The sequence below is a fragment of the Gulosibacter massiliensis genome, from assembly GCF_900626105.1.
GTDB classification, from domain to species: Bacteria; Actinomycetota; Actinomycetes; order Actinomycetales; family Microbacteriaceae; genus Gulosibacter; species Gulosibacter sediminis.
This window is the reverse complement of record NZ_UYZX01000001.1, coordinates 797679-812423: the sequence shown is the minus strand read 5'-3', so window position 1 is coordinate 812423 and position 14745 is coordinate 797679. Positions and strand designations below refer to the sequence as shown.

Annotated in this window: 10 protein-coding genes; 9 read left to right on the top strand and 1 reads right to left on the bottom strand. The window is 68.8% G+C overall.

Translation table 11 applies throughout. The features are described from left to right. Nucleotides 1-73: 73 nt before the first annotated feature. A complete protein-coding gene (locus tag EJL01_RS03955; protein ID WP_125106343.1) occupies nt 74-706 on the top strand; it encodes a class I SAM-dependent methyltransferase in 633 nt (210 codons plus the stop codon). Nucleotides 707-788: 82 nt separating this feature from the next. On the opposite strand, the gene hrpA is transcribed toward EJL01_RS03955, so the two are convergent. After that, entirely contained in the window at nt 789-4697 is a 3909-nt protein-coding gene (gene hrpA / locus EJL01_RS03950; RefSeq protein WP_125106342.1) for an ATP-dependent RNA helicase HrpA, read from the bottom strand. A gap of 46 nt (nt 4698-4743) precedes the next feature. Here hrpA and EJL01_RS03945 point away from each other — a divergent pair, with 46 nt between their 5' ends. The 8 genes from EJL01_RS03945 to EJL01_RS03910 all read left to right on the top strand — a co-directional run bounded on the left by EJL01_RS03945 (nt 4744) and on the right by EJL01_RS03910 (nt 14713). Beyond that, on the top strand, nt 4744-6438 hold the full coding sequence (locus EJL01_RS03945) for a dolichyl-phosphate-mannose--protein mannosyltransferase (RefSeq protein ID WP_164509708.1): 1695 nt from the start codon (nt 4744-4746) through the stop codon (nt 6436-6438). Nucleotides 6439-6441: 3 nt separating this feature from the next. Continuing rightward, nucleotides 6442-7272, top strand: a complete 831-nt coding sequence (gene rsmI, locus EJL01_RS03940; RefSeq protein ID WP_125106340.1) for a 16S rRNA (cytidine(1402)-2'-O)-methyltransferase — start codon at nt 6442-6444, stop codon at nt 7270-7272. A 54-nt stretch (nt 7273-7326) separates the two neighbouring features. After that, on the top strand, nt 7327-8886 hold the full coding sequence (metG, locus tag EJL01_RS03935) for a methionine--tRNA ligase (RefSeq protein WP_125106339.1): 1560 nt from the start codon (nt 7327-7329) through the stop codon (nt 8884-8886). Nucleotides 8887-8890: 4 nt separating this feature from the next. Then, nucleotides 8891-9823: a TatD family hydrolase gene (locus EJL01_RS03930; protein WP_241209094.1), complete on the top strand. Its 933-nt coding sequence runs from the start codon at nt 8891-8893 to the stop codon at nt 9821-9823. Then, nucleotides 9816-10661, top strand: coding sequence for a 16S rRNA (adenine(1518)-N(6)/adenine(1519)-N(6))-dimethyltransferase RsmA (gene rsmA / locus EJL01_RS03925; RefSeq protein WP_125106338.1), 846 nt, complete (start codon nt 9816-9818; stop codon nt 10659-10661). The genes EJL01_RS03930 and rsmA overlap by 8 nt, the downstream gene beginning before the upstream one ends. Before the next feature lie 40 nt (nt 10662-10701). Further along, on the top strand, nt 10702-11631 hold the full coding sequence (locus EJL01_RS03920) for a 4-(cytidine 5'-diphospho)-2-C-methyl-D-erythritol kinase (protein WP_125106337.1): 930 nt from the start codon (nt 10702-10704) through the stop codon (nt 11629-11631). A gap of 82 nt (nt 11632-11713) precedes the next feature. Then, complete coding sequence (locus tag EJL01_RS03915) at nt 11714-12790, top strand: glutathione S-transferase family protein (RefSeq protein WP_125106336.1); 1077 nt, start codon at nt 11714-11716, stop codon at nt 12788-12790. A 75-nt stretch (nt 12791-12865) separates the two neighbouring features. Further along, nucleotides 12866-14713, top strand: coding sequence for a dynamin family protein (locus EJL01_RS03910; RefSeq protein WP_125106335.1), 1848 nt, complete (start codon nt 12866-12868; stop codon nt 14711-14713). The last annotated feature ends 32 nt before the right edge of the window (nt 14714-14745 follow it).

Sequence of the window (14745 nt, the reverse complement as noted above, 5' to 3'; positions counted from 1 at the left end):
CAGTCACGGGCCGATACGTTACTCACCGCGGCGCTCGGAGCTGGGCCGGGCCCGGGTGCGGGATACTGGAGGAATGCCCGCTCCCCAAGAAAATGTCTGGCTCGCCGCCGTGCGAGCGAACCCCGATCACGCGCAGAACTACGCGAAGCGGTGGCGCAGCTTCGCCGATGCGGGCCGTGACATCTATGGCGAGGCACGGCTCATCGACGCGATGGCTGAACGACACAGCCGCATCCTCGACGCGGGCTGCGGTACGGGCCGCATCGGCGGCTGGCTCGCCGAGCGCGGGCACGAGGTGGTCGGCGTCGACCTCGACGAGTACCTCATCTCGGTGGCGCGCACCGATTACCCGCAGGCACGCTGGGAAGCCGGCAATCTCGCGACGTTCGCGGTCGACGATGAGTTCGGCGATCTGCAGGAGTTCGACATCATCGTGTCTGCCGGCAACGTCATGACGTTCCTCTCGGAGGCCGAGCGCAAGCCCGCCCTCGAGCGCCTGCGTGGCCACCTCGCGCCGAACGGTCGCCTCGTCGTCGGCTTCGGCGCGGGCCGCGGCTACGACTTCGTCGACTTCACGGCGGATGCGTTCGAATCGGGTCTCGTACTCGAGCAGCACTACTCGACGTGGCAGCTCCACGCCCCGGCCGAGGACTTCCTCGTCGCCGTGCTCACCCGCACCCCGGACGCCCCCGAACAAGACGAATAACCCCTCGCCTCTCGCGACTAGAGGGGGTTGAGTGGTCACTTTTTGTAGGTTTGGCGCCGCCAAACCTACAAAAAGTGACCACTCAACCCCCTAAGAGTTTGCGGAGGCGTTTGAGGCTGGCCGGTTGGGCCGTGCCGAGCTGTTGGGCGAAGAGGCTGACGCGGAACTCCTCGAGCAGCCAGCGCGCCGCGACGAGGTGCTCCGGCGCGTCGAGTGCGAGCGGCAACGTGCCGCCCGCATCCCGGAAGAGCGCGAGCGCCTGCTCGAGCTCGGCAGCGCCCGCGCGCTCGGTCGCCGCGCTCATGCTGAGCCGCTCGATACGCGCTGTCGCGGCTCGCAGGTACCGCGGCAAATGCTGCAGCTGCTCGAGCCCGGTGCGCGACACGAAGCCGTCGAACACGAGTGCCTCGAGCTGCCCCCGCACGTCGGTCAGCGTCGCGAGGTAGGCCATCGCGTTGCTGCTCTTGACCGCCCTCAGCGCGTCGCGGTGCGCCGTGAGCACCTGGCCCACGAGACGCACGACCTCGAACAGTGCGTCGATGAGCTCGGCGTTGAACTGCTCGCGCATGGCATCGAAGGCCGCCTTCGTGCGCACCGGTTCGCCGGCTGCGTCAACGGTCCGCTGCGCGAGCGCGATGGTGGCGTCGGCGAGTAGCTGCTCGGTCGAAGGGTACGGGCTCGCCGCGAGCGCCAGCTTTTCTTGCGAGGTGAGGTGGGCGAGCACGTACGTCGCGGGCGAGGGCACGCTGCGGGCAAGCAGCACGGCGACGGCCCGCGGATGCTCGCGCACCTGATCGGCGCTCGTCGTCGCGAGCACGAGGTCGACCTTGCTCGTCGCGGGGCGTGCGGCGTCGCGCAGCTGCAGCGTCGGCCAGGCGCGAATCACGCCGTTCTTGCGCCGAATTTCGAAGGTCTCGGGCAAGTCGCGTTCCGGCCATCCGGTGAGCTCGCGCTGCTCAGCGACCGACTCCGTCGACCCGCGCGACGGCTCGGCCGCGGCCTTGGCATCGCTGCCGGGCGCATCCTTGCGGCCGCCCCGACCGCGCCGATTGCTGGGAGTCGGGGGAGCCTCGGTGGCACGCACGAGCGCGGCCTCGCTCTGGCGCTTGAGCCGCTGCTGCAATTCGAGTAGATTGCTGCCCTCGCCGAGCTCGCGGCCACGATCGTCGAGAACGAGGAAGCGCATCCGCAGGTGCGTCGGGACGCGCTCGGGTTCGAACTCGCGGGCGTCGAAGCGGATGCCGCCGAGTCGCTGGAGGTGCCCGTGCAACACCTCAGTGAGGGGTGCTGTGACGGGCTCGCCCCGGTCGGGACGCACCTCGCCAACCTGGTCGAGTAGCCGCGCCGCCCAGTCGGCGGCGGGCACGAAGTTGCGCCGGGTCGCCTTTGGCAGGGTACGCAGCAGCGCCGTAACGAGCTCCTCGCGCAGGCCCGGCACTTGCCAGTCGAAGCCGTCAGGCGTGAGCATCGCGAGCAGTTGCACGGGCACGACGGCCGTGACGCCGTCGTCGGGCGCCTGCGGGTCAAACTTGTAGCGCAGGCGCAGCTGCTGCTCGCCCTGCTGCCACGTTCGCGGGTAGGCCTCGGCATTCTCGGTCGCGTCGTCGTCTTCGAGCAGGTCGCCGCGGCGCAGGTCGAGCAGCTTCGGCTGCTCCTGCTGCGCCACGCGCCACCACTGGTCGAACGTCGGCTGCGACACGACGTCAGCGGGCAGTCGCTCGTCGAAGAATTCGAACAGCACCTCGGTGTCGTCATGGCGCGAGCGGGTTCGCGTGCGCTCCTCAAATTCGGCGACGTCGCGCAGCAGCTGCTGATTGCGGCGCACGAACGGGTACCGGCCGGTCCAGTCGCCCTCGACGAGCGCGTGCCGAATGAACAGGTCGCGGCTCCACGACGGGTCGATCGCGGCGAAGCCGACTCGGCGCTGCGTCACGATCGGCACGCCGTAGAGCGTCACGGTCTCGAGCGCGACGGCCTGGCCCTGCTTGCGCTCCCAGTGGGGCTCTGAATGCTGCCGTTTCGCGAGCTCGCCGGCGAGCGACTCGGCCCATTCGGGCTGAATCTTCGCGACGGTGCGCGCGAACAGTTGCGACGTCTCGACGAGTTCGGCGGCCATGACCGCCTCGGGGTTCGACCCCTTGAGTCCCGAGCCGGGGAACACCCGAAAGCGCGTGTTCCGCGCCCCGCGGTAGTCGCGGCGCTGCCGGTCGAACACGCCGATGTGGCTCAGTAGGCCCGACAGCAGCGCGCGATGCACGGCGTCGGCGTTCGCGCCCGGCTCGGCCCCCGCATCCGGCCGCTGGATGCGCAGGCCGAGCGGCTTGGCCGTCTCGCGCAGCTGCCGAAAGAGGTCTTGCCATTCTCGCAGTCGCACGTAGTTCAGGAACTCGGCTTTGCAGAGGCGCCGGAACGCCGACGAGCCGAGCTCGCGCTGCTGCTCCTCGAGGTAGCTCCAGAGCTTGAGCAGCGACATGAAGTCGCTCGACGGGTCGCGGAAGCGCGCGTGCAGCTGGTCGGCCTTGGCGCGCTGTTCGAGCGGTCGCTCGCGGATGTCCTGCACCGTGAGGCCGGCGACGATGATGAGCACATCGCGGGCGACGTCGAGCCGTTTCGCCTCGACCACCATGCGGGCGAAGCGGGGCTCGATCGGCAGGGATGCGAGCTGACGCCCGGTCTTCGTGAGCTGCGGCACGCCCCGCCCGGTGCCGCCACGAATCGCACCGAGCTCACGCAGCAGGTCGACGCCGTCCTTCACCCCGCGCGAGTCGGGCGGCGTGAGGAAGGGGAAGTCTTCGATCGCACCGAGGCCAAGCTCGAGCATCTGCAGGAGCACGCTCGCGAGGTTCGTGCGCAGAACTTCGGGGTCGGTGTATTCGGGCCGCCGCTCGAAGTCTTCTTCGCTGTAGAGACGAATTGCAATGCCTTCGCGCGTTCGGCCCGAACGGCCTGAGCGCTGGTTTGCCGAGGCCTGCGAGATCGCCTCGATCGGCAGCCGCTGCACCTTCGCGCGCACCGAGTAGCGCGAGATTCGGGCGAGACCCGCGTCGATGACGTAGGCGATGCCGGGCACCGTGAGCGAGGTCTCGGCGACGTTCGTCGCGAGCACGACGCGGCGGCGCACGCCGGGCCGCTTGCTCGGCTCGAACACGCGGTGCTGATCGTGTGCGCTGAGCCGGCCATAGAGGGGGAGGAGCTCGGTCGACTCGAGTTCGCGTGTCGAGAGGGCGGCGCGAATCGCCGCCTCGGCCTCGCGAATCTCGCGCTCGCCGGGCAAGAACACGAGCACGTCGCCGGCTCGCTCACCGGCGAGCTCGCGCAGCCCCGCGACGATGCCCTCGTTCACGTCGCGGTCGTCGGTGGCCGACGGCGCATCCTGCGCATCCGCCACGTCGTCGGTTGACACCTCGCCGACGAGCGGCCGGTACCGCACCTCGACCGGGTAGGTGCGGCCCGACACCTCGATCACCGGTGCGTCGTCGAAGTGCTTCGAGAACGACTCGGGGTCGATCGTCGCCGAGGTGATGATGAGCTTGAGATCGGGCCGCTCGGGCAGGAGCCGCTTCAGGTAGCCGAGCAGGAAGTCAATGTTCAACGAGCGCTCGTGCGCCTCGTCGATGATGATCGTGTCGTAGCGCCGCAGCAGTCGGTCGCGGCGCAGCTCGCCGAGCAGAATGCCGTCGGTCATGAGCTTGATGCGCGTCGACTCGCTCGAGGCATCGGTGAAGCGCACCTGATAGCCCACGAGCTCGCCGACCTTACCGCCGAGCTCCTCGGCGATGCGCTCGGCGATCGTGCGGGCTGCGATGCGTCGCGGCTGCGTGTGGCCGATCGCGGTGCGGCCGAGCTCGAGGCAGATCTTCGGTAGCTGGGTCGTCTTGCCCGAACCGGTTTCGCCCGCGACGATCACCACCTGGTGTTCGCGAATCGCCGCGGCGATTTCGTCACGGCGCTGCGAGACCGGCAGCTCTGGTGGGAAGTGAATGGCGACCATCGGCCCTCCAGTCTAGGTGACAGGGGGCATCCCCTACGATGGTCGGGTGACTGCCCCGACCCAACTCCAACGTGACGGCGCGAGCACACCGACGACGCCGGTGGGGTCGTGGGCAGACGACCTTTGGGGTCGGTGGACGGCATCGCCGCAGGCTCGGCGCCGCACCGAGTGGATTCTCGTCGGCATCATCACCCTCGTGGCGGTGCTCGTACGGTTTGTGCGGCTCGACCAGCCGAACGGCATCGTCTTCGACGAGATTTACTACGTGCCCGATGGCTGGACCATCACGAACAACGGCTACGAGTCCGAATGGCCCGAGAACAAAGAGGACCTCTGGGCGACCGGCGGCTACGACGAGTACCTCGACAAGGCCGAGTACGTCGTGCACCCGCCGCTCGGCAAGTACCTCATCGGCATCTTCATGCACCTGTTCGGCGCCGAGCACGTCTGGGCCTGGCGCTTCGGCGTCGCCCTCTTCGGCGCCGCCTCGGTGCCGCTGCTCTACCTCGTCGGCAAGAAGCTATTCCGTTCGATCGCGATGGGTGCGATCCCGGCGGCGATGCTCGCGATCGACGGCCACGCGATCGCGATGAGCCGCACGGGCATTCTCGACATCTTCGTGATGTTCTTCGTGCTGCTCGGCTTCCTGTTCCTCCTCTACGACCGCGACGACCAGGGGCGTCAACTGACGAGCTGGGTCGCGGCGTGGCGCCAGCGCGAACACGCGAACGACCCTTCGGTGCCGCTCGAGAGCACGCCGGTCAAGTGGACCAGCACGATCGACCCGCCGGCGACGCGGCCGACGGGCCCCGACTGGGGCCCGGTGCTCTGGCGACGCCCCTGGTTCCTGGCCATGGTCGTGGCCCTCGCGCTCGCGACGAGCGTGAAGTGGTCGGGCCTCTACTACCTCGCGTTCTACTGTGTGCTCACCGTTGCCCTCGACGCCTACAACCGCAAGCAGGCGGGCATCACGCTGTGGCTCTCGTCAGCGACGCTGAAGCAGGGGCCCGTCTCTTTCCTGCTCGCGGTGCCGCTCACGATCGTCATCTACCTCGCGAGCTACGCCGGTTGGTTCATCACCGGCCGCGGCTTCAACGGGATTATCGACACCGGCGCCTGGCAGGGCGGCAACTTCTTCGAGTGGGCCAAGCTGTCGCTCTCGCACTTCGTCGACTACCAGGCACAGGTCTACGAGTTCCACTCGCGCCTCGCGGCAGGGCACTCGTACAATTCGGCGCCGTACGAGTGGCCGTTCCTGCTGCGCCCCACCGCGTTCCAGTACACCTACATCGACCCGGCGGTCGACCCGAGCTGTCACGCCGACCAGTGCGTGCAGGCGGTCACGTCGCTGTCGAACCCGCTGCTCTACTGGCTCGGCACGATCGCCGTCGTGTTCCTCATCATGATGATGTTCGTGAAGCCGCGCTGGCCCTACGTCGCGATTCTCGTGTCGTACGCGGCGGGCTACCTGCCCTGGCTGCTCACCGGCCGCACCTCGGTCTACCATTTCTACGTCATCGTCTGGCTGCCGTTCATGTTCCTCGCGGCCGCGCTCGCGCTGCAGACGCTGGCGGGCGACGCGAAGGATCCGCGAAAACAGCGCACGCGTGCGGTGAACCTCATCGCCGGGTTCTTCGCCCTCGCGGTCCTCGTGTCGGCGTTCTTCTACCCGGTGTGGACCGGCCTGCAGATTCCCGACTGGTACTTCAACCTCACCCACTGGCTCCCGGGCTGGTACTAGGCGATGCTCATCCTTGCCGGAACCCCGATCGGCAATCTCGGGGATGCGTCGCCTCGGCTCATCGATACGCTGCGGGCCGCCGATGTGGTCGCCTGCGAAGACACCCGCACGACCGCGAAGCTGCTGGGCCTGCTCGAGGTGACCGAACGCCCGAAGCTCATCGCGTTGCACGAACACAACGAGCACGAGGCCGCTGACGAGGTGGCGAGGCTTGCCGCCGAGCAGACCGTTGTGCTGGTGTCGGATGCGGGCATGCCGGCCATCTCCGACCCGGGCTTTCGCGTCGTGCGTGCATGTGCCGAGACGGGCGTGACAGTCACGTCGGTGCCCGGCCCAACCGCGGTCATCACCGCGCTCGCGGTGTCGGGCCTGCCGACCGACCGCTTCTGCTTCGAGGGGTTCGTGCCGCGCAAGCAGTCTGACCGGGCCAAGCTCATCGAGCAGCTCGGCGACGAGCCGCGCACAACCGTGCTCTACGAGTCGCCGCACCGGCTCGCGACGACGCTCGACGACTTCGCCGCGGCGTGGCCTGAGCGCCAGGCCGTCGTCTGCCGCGAGCTCACGAAGCTCCACGAAGAGGTGCGCCGCGGCACGTGCGCCGAGCTCGCCCAGTGGGCGGGTGAGGGCGTGCGCGGCGAGATCGTGCTCGTGCTCGCCGGCGCCGAAGCCCGCGAGGTGCAGCTCGACGAGGCAGTTGCCGAGGTGCTCCGACTCGCCGCGGGCGGCCTTCGGCTGAAGGATGCGGCGGCTGAGGTCGAGGCGCGCACCGGCCTGCGAAAGCGCGCGCTCTACGACGCTGCGCTCGCGGCCCGGAGCGTCGGCGGCGCTGTATGACCGTCGGCAACGGCCGTGTCATTGACGCTCACGCAACCCGATAGACTTTCCGGCATGGCTTCTGGCGAATCGTTCTACGTCACCACTCCCATCTTCTACGTGAATGACGTGCCCCACATCGGGCACGCGTATGCGGAGGTGGCAGCTGACGTGCTTGCCAGGTGGCACCGCCAGCGCGGCGATGACACCTGGTTCCTCACCGGCACCGACGAGCACGGGCAGAAGATCATGCGCTCGGCCGTCGCAAACGGCATGACGCCGCGCGAGTGGGCCGACAAGCTCGTCGATGGCGCATGGAAGCCGATGCTCAAGACGCTCAACCTCTCGAATGATGACTTCATTCGCACCACCGAGGAGCGGCACGAGACGCGCGTGCAGAAGTTCCTGACGCACCTCAACGATGCCGGCTACATCTACGAGGACGAGTTCGAGGCGCTCTACTGCGTCGGCTGCGAGGAGTTCAAGCCCGACAGCGAAATCGTCGACGGCGAGGGCCAGTACGAGGGCCAGAAGGTCTGCGCGATTCACTCGAAGCCGCTCGAGCTTATGGCCGAGCGCAACTACTTCTTCAAGCTCTCCGACTTCCAGCAGCGCCTGCTCGACTTCTACGAGGCGAACCCGACCTTCGTGCAGCCGCAGTCGGCGCGCAACGAGGTCGTCAGCTTCGTGCGCAGCGGCCTGCACGACCTCTCGATCTCGCGCACGAGCTTCGATTGGGGCGTGCGCGTGCCGTGGGACGACGCGCACATCGTCTACGTCTGGGTCGACGCGCTGCTCAACTACATCACCGCGATCGGCTACGGCGACGATGACGACAACTTCGACCGTCGCTGGCCCGCGAACCACATTGTGGGCAAGGACATCATCCGCTTCCACGCGGTGATCTGGCCCGCCATGCTCATGGCCGCGGGTATCGAGCCTCCGCAGCGCGTCTTCGCGACCGGCTGGCTGCTCGTTGGCGGCGAGAAGATGTCGAAGTCGAAGCTCACCGGCATTGAGCCGAGCGAGATCACCGATACCTTCGGCTCCGACGCGTTCCGCTACTACTTCATGCGCGCAATTCACCTCGGCCAGGACGGCTCGTTCTCGTGGGAAGACCTCCACGCGCGCTACAACTCCGAGCTCGCGAACGGCCTCGGCAACCTGGCGTCGCGCGCTGTGGCGATGGTGAACAAGTACTTCGACGGCGAGATCCCGTCCGTCGCCTCGACGCACGTCGACGACACCGCGCTCCTCGATATCGCGAAGGCCGCTGTGGCGGGTGCTGAGGACGCGATCGACCGCTTCGCGATCGACCAGACCATCGCCGAGGTCTGGCGCCTCGTCGACGCGCTCAACCAGTTCATCACCGACCAGGCGCCGTGGCAGCTCGCAAAGGACGACTCGCTGCGCGAGCGTCTCGAGGGTGTGCTCGGCACCGCGGTTCGCGGGCTCGGCGTGCTCGCGGTGCTGCTGCACCCGATCATCCCGCTGGCGTCCGAGAAGCTCTGGGCTGCGGTCGGCGGCGAGGGCGACCTCGGCGAGATCCGACCGGATGCGGCGCTCGAGTGGCGCTCGACCGGTCGCGTTGGCGAGCTGCAGGCGCTGTTCCCACGCATCGATCAGGCCGACTAGCCTCGTGACGGTCTCGCAGCATCCGCGCAAGCGCGACTCGACCGCCGAGCACGGCCAACGCCGCGACCTGCGGTACCCGGACGTGCCCGAGGCGCTCGCGGTGCCGAGCTACGACAACCACACGCACCTCGAGATCGAGGACGGCGAGGCCGGGCTCGCCCTCGAGGAACACCTCGAGCTCGCGGCGCAGGCCGGCGTCGTCGGTGCGATCACGGTCGGCGGCGACGTGCCGTCGAGCCAGTGGCAGGTGCGGGCGGCGAACGCGCACGCGCGCCTCCTCGCCGCCGTCGCGATCCACCCGAACGAGGCGCCCCGGTATGCCGAGGCGGGCGAGCTCGAGGAGGCGCTCGATGAGATCGCGCGGCTGGCGCAGGATACCCGGGTCGCGGCGATCGGCGAGACCGGCCTCGACTACTTCCGCACCTCGGGCGACGACGCGCTGCGCGCGCAGCACGCGTCGTTCGAAGCCCACATCGACATCGCGAAGCGTGAGCGGCTGCCGATGCAGATTCACGACCGCGACGCCCACGACGACGTGGTTGCCCTGCTGCGCCGCGTCGGCGCGCCCGAGGGCACGGTGTTTCACTGCTTCTCGGGCGGCCCCGCGCTTGCGCAGATCGCGGCCGACGAAGGCTGGTACTGCTCGTTCGCGGGCAACGTCACGTTCAAAAATGCCCAACTGCTGCGCGACGCGCTCCAGGTGGTGCCGCGTGAGCGCATCCTCGTTGAGACGGACGCGCCGTTCCTCACGCCCGTGCCTTTCCGCGGCCGACCGAATGCGCCGTACCTGATTCCGGTCACGATTCGATTCATGGCCGACGAACTCGGCGTCGAAGCCGACGAGCTTGCGGCGCAGCTCACGCAGAACACGCTCGACCTGTACGGCCCGTTCGAGGTCGAGCAGCGCGTAGCATGGCGGGCGGCGCGACGTGGTTGACGTGCAATTGCTCGGCCCAGCCCAGATTCGCGATCTGGCGGAGCAGCTCGACCTGCAGCCGACGAAGAAGCTCGGCCAGAACTTCGTGCACGATCACGGCACGGTGCGTCGCATCGTGGCGACCGCCGAGGTGACGCCGGGCGAGCACGCGGTCGAGGTCGGGCCCGGCCTCGGCTCGCTCACCCTCGCCCTGCTCGAGGCGGGGGCGCGGGTCACCGCGATCGAGATCGATCCGCGCCTCGCCGAGCAGCTGCCGCTCACAGTCGCCGAGCGCGCGCCGGGCGCCGAGCTGCGCGTCGTCGAATCGGATGCGCTCAAGGTGGATGCGGTCGAGGACGAGCCGGTCGCGCTCGTCGCGAACCTGCCCTACAACGTCTCGGTGCCGGTGCTGCTGCACCTACTCGAGCGCGTTCCCTCGCTGCGCCGCGGCGTCGTCATGGTGCAGCGCGAGGTCGGCGAGCGCATCGCCGCCGGCCCCGGCTCGAAGATCTACGGGGCCCCGAGCGTGAAAGCCGCCTGGTACGGGCAATGGCGCACGGCCGGCCTCGTCGGTCGCAAGGTGTTTTGGCCCGTGCCGAACGTCGACTCGATCCTCGTCGAGTTCCGCGCCCACGACGAACCACTCGGCGACGACGCGCTGCGCCGGCGCCTCTTCGAGCTCGTCGACGCCGCCTTCGGGCAGCGCCGCAAGATGCTGCGCCAGGCGCTCGCGCCGAGCTTCGGCGGTTCGGCGCAGGAGGCCTCGGCCGCACTCGAACGGGTCGGGCTCGAGCCCACGGCGCGCGGCGAGCAGTTGTCGGCCGACGACTTCTTGCGGCTCGCGCGCGACGCCTCCTAGCCGCGAATCCGAGCAGGACCTGCCGGGTAGGCTAGGTGTCATGACAGACGCACCGCGGCGCGTGACGGCGACGGCCCCAGGCAAGGTCAACGTCACGCTATCGGTGGGCGAGGTGGCCGACGACGGCTACCACCCCCTCGCGACGCTGTTCATGGCGCTCAACCTCGTCGAGCAGGTCGAGGCCCGCGAGGCCGAGATGCTGTCACTGCGCTTCGCGCCCGGCCCCATCGACACCGAGGGGCTCGAGGTGGGCGAAGGCAACCTCGCGATCCGTGCGGCCCGGTTGCTCGCCGAGTTCACCGGCCGCGAGGCGCGCGCCGAACTCGTGATTCGCAAGCAGGTGCCGATCGCGGGCGGTATGGGTGGCGGCTCGGCCGACGCGGCCGCGACACTCGTCGCGCTCGACGCGCTCTGGCAGACGAACCTGATGCGGGAAGACCTCGCCGACCTCGGTGCGAAGCTCGGCAGCGACGTGCCGTTCGCGCTGTTCGGCAACGTCGCGGTCGGCACCGGCCGCGGCACCGAGCTCGCGCCGACGCTCGCCGGCGGCACCTTCGAGTGGGTGCTCCGCCTCAGCGGCGAAGGCATGTCCACCCCTGCAACCTACCGGGCCCTCGACGAGCACCGCGCCGAGCACGGGAGCCAGCTCTTCACGAAGCCGGTGCCCGTTGTGCCACAGGCCGCGCTCCTCGCGCTGCGGTCGGGTGACCCGGTCGCCCTCGCCGACGCCATGCACAACGACCTACAGGCGCCCGCACTGCGGCTTCGTCCCGACCTCGTCGCGGCGCTCGAATACGGCGAGGGCGCCGGCGCCCTCGCCGGCATCGTCTCGGGCTCTGGCCCGACCCTCGCGTTCCTCGCGGCGGATGCGGCGGCGGCGGATGCGCTCGCCGCGTCGTTTCGCGCGCGCGGCGACACCGTCGTCCGGGCGAACGGGCCGAGCGGCGGCGCGCGCATCCTGGCCGACTGAGCCCCCGGCATCCGGTCGAGATCTCGGCCGACCCGCACCGGGCATCCATGCGGCGCGCACTTTGGCCGCCTAAGCTGGCAGCATGGTCGATGACTTTTCAACAAAGGGCGCGTACATGAGCACCGGTGAGGCGTACACGCGCGACACCAACTACATCGAGGATCGCATCACTCGCGATGGCCGCTCGGTCGGCGAAGGCATCCAGACCTGGCCGGTCGAGGCGGGCCGCTACCGGCTCGTGGTGTCGCGTGCCTGCCCGTGGGCGAACCGCACGACGATCGTGCGCCGCCTGCTCGGCCTCGAGGACGCGATCTCGATGGCAGTCTGCGGGCCGACGCACGACGTGCGCTCGTGGACGTTCGACAAGGACCCGGACGGCCGCGACCCCGTGCTCGGTTACGAGCGCGTGCAGGAGGCCTACTTCGCGCGATTCCCCGACTACCCGAAGGGCATCACCGTACCGGCGATCGTCGACGTGCCGACCGGCGGGGGCGTGACGAACGATTTTGCCTCAATGACCCTCGATTTCTCGACGGAGTGGACGCAGTTTCACCGCGACGGCGCACCCGAGCTCTACCCCGAGGCGCTGCGCGACGAGATGGACGCGGTCATGCGGCACATCTACACCGAGATCAACAACGGCGTCTACCGCTGCGGCTTCGCGGGCAGCCAGGATGCCTACGACGCGGCCTATCTGCGCTTATTCACCGCGCTCGACCAGGTTTCCGAGCGCCTCGAGACCCGGCGCTACCTCCTGGGCGATCACATCACCGAGGCCGACGTGCGCTTGTTCACGACCCTCGCGCGATTCGACGCGGTCTACCACGGTCACTTCAAGTGCAACCGCAGCAAACTCAGCGAGATGCCGACGCTGTGGGCCTACGCCCGCGACCTCTTCCAGACCCCAGGGTTTGGCGACACGATCGACTTCGTCGACATCAAGCGCCACTACTACGAGGTGCACGAGGACATCAACCCGACCCGCATCGTGCCGCAGGGCCCGCTTTACGCGAACTGGCTCACGCCCCACCACCGCGAACAGCTCGGCGGTTCGCCCTTCGGCGACGGCACGGCGCCCGGCGAAATCCGTGAACCGCTCGAGCCCGGCCACACCATCGGTGAGCTCGTGTCGGCGCAAGCGGCGCAGTTCGCGGGCTAAACCGCCTGGGGTAGTACGTCTCGTGCACCGGCGGAAGGTGGCAGGCGGGCGCGCTGAGCAAGTAGCGTGGACGTCATGACGACGACTGTCCCCGCCCAACGGCCCGCCAAGCAGGCGAACCCGGCGACCGTCGCGTTTCGTTGCGTGGGCCAGGCCGCGAAAGCGCACGGTCTCGGCCGGGAGTTCTCGGCGATCGCCCGGATGGTGAAAAACGCCCAGGGCGTCGCCCCCTCGGTCGTGGTGGTTGGCGAGATGAACCGCGGCAAGTCGACGCTCATCAACGCCCTGCTCGCGGCCCCCGGGCTCGCGCCGACAGCGCCGATCGAGACGACCGCCCTCGCGGTGAACTACACGCCGGCGACCAAGGAGTTTCCGCAGGGCACCGCCGAACTTGAGTTTGCGTCGGAGCCGACGCGCCGGCGGGTTCCGGCCCAGCAACTGCCGGGTTGGGTACAGGTCGACTCGCCGATCTTCATGAACGCCGAAGAGCAGCCGCTGCAGGCATCGCTCGCCGTGCGACCTGGCTACGTACCGAATGCCACCCTCGTCGACACGCCGGGCTCGGGCGGCCTCAGCGAGGCCTACGCGATGCGCGCGATCGCCCGCTCGCACGACGCGAGCGTGCTGCTGCTCGTGACCGACGCATCCGGCCGTATCACTGCGCCGGCGCTCGAGTTTCTCGTGCGCTGCAGTGCGACCATCGACCAACTCGTTCTCGCCGTAACGAAGATCGACCTCTACCGGGGCAATTGGCAGGCCGTGCTTGAAGAGAACCGCCAGATTCTCGCCCAGCGCGAGCCGCGCCTCGGCAACATTCCGATCGTCGGGGTTTCGGGTGCCTGGGGTGAGCGTGCCGCCGCCGAGCCCGACGAGCAGCGCCGCGGTCGTCTGCTCGAGATGAGCGGCATCCCTCAGCTCGCAGCAACCCTGCGCGATCCGTTGCGCATGGCGGGCCAGCTGCCCACGCTCAACGCGTTGCGACGCGGCGCCGACCTGCTGCGCGAGCCGCTCATCGCCCTCGAAACCGAGCGAGAGGCACTCGGCGGCGTGGTCGAAGACCAGTCGTCGATGACGGCGGTGAAGGAACACCGCGACCAGCTGCTGCGCAAGTTTGAGGATGCGAAGTACGACTGGGGTGCGAACGTCGACCGCGTGCGCGTCGACCTCACGAGCGCGAACTCGCGGCTCGCCCGCGACTTCGGCACCCACTGGAAAGAACTCGCCCAAAGCAAGGGCACGGGCATGAGTGCGCGGCAGTCGCAGGCCATGACGAACGAGATGGCCGCCGACGTCGAGGTGCAGATCGGCCGCGCCATGCAGGGCATCGTGCACCGCTCGACGATGCTGCTCCACGAGCTCTACTCGGCCGCGGGCATGGATCCGCAGCGCAGCCTGCTCGGCGAGGTCGAGCGCCGCGCGCACGAGGCCGGCCAGAGCAAGCGTGAGCTGGGTGACCGCAAGGCGGCGAGCTCCGACCCTCGCATGCTGATGTCGGGCTTCCTCATGGGCTCGGGTATTGGCTCGATGATCTTCCCAGGCATCGGTACGGCGATCGGCGCCGGTGTCATGGGCTCGCTGTCGTTCGTACTGGCGCGGCGCCAGGCGAAGCGGCAGTCGGTGATTCAGGTCGTCGCCGATGCCTCGACCGAGATGCGCGAGGTACTCGACCGTGCCGTGCGCGGCGTGCTCGGCGTCATCACGACCGACGCAAAGAAGGTGTTTGATCGCGACCTGCGCGAGTCGGCGAATGCCGCGAAGTCCGAGCTGCAGCGACTCGAGTCGGCGCGACGTGCATCCGAGGCCGAGCGCCGTGAACGCATCGGCAAACTCGACCCCCAGATCAAGCAATTGCGTGACGCAATTGCGCTCGCGGAGCAGGAAGCGCGTGCAATTGAACAGAAACGCACGGGCGAGAAACCCTAACCTCGTATCCTAATTTGCACACGCGTTGCGGA

What these genes read in the sequence shown, in the direction of transcription:
- EJL01_RS03955 (WP_125106343.1), top strand. Translation starts at nt 74, where the DNA reads ATGCCCGCTCCCCAAGAAAATGTCTGGCTCGCCGCCGTGCGAGCGAAC.
- hrpA (WP_125106342.1), bottom strand. Translation starts at nt 4,697, where the DNA reads ATGGTCGCCATTCACTTCCCACCAGAGCTGCCGGTCTCGCAGCGCCGT.
- rsmI (WP_125106340.1), top strand. Translation starts at nt 6,442, where the DNA reads ATGCTCATCCTTGCCGGAACCCCGATCGGCAATCTCGGGGATGCGTCG.
- metG (WP_125106339.1), top strand. Translation starts at nt 7,327, where the DNA reads ATGGCTTCTGGCGAATCGTTCTACGTCACCACTCCCATCTTCTACGTG.
- EJL01_RS03920 (WP_125106337.1), top strand. Translation starts at nt 10,702, where the DNA reads ATGACAGACGCACCGCGGCGCGTGACGGCGACGGCCCCAGGCAAGGTC.
- EJL01_RS03915 (WP_125106336.1), top strand. Translation starts at nt 11,714, where the DNA reads ATGGTCGATGACTTTTCAACAAAGGGCGCGTACATGAGCACCGGTGAG.
- EJL01_RS03910 (WP_125106335.1), top strand. Translation starts at nt 12,866, where the DNA reads ATGACGACGACTGTCCCCGCCCAACGGCCCGCCAAGCAGGCGAACCCG.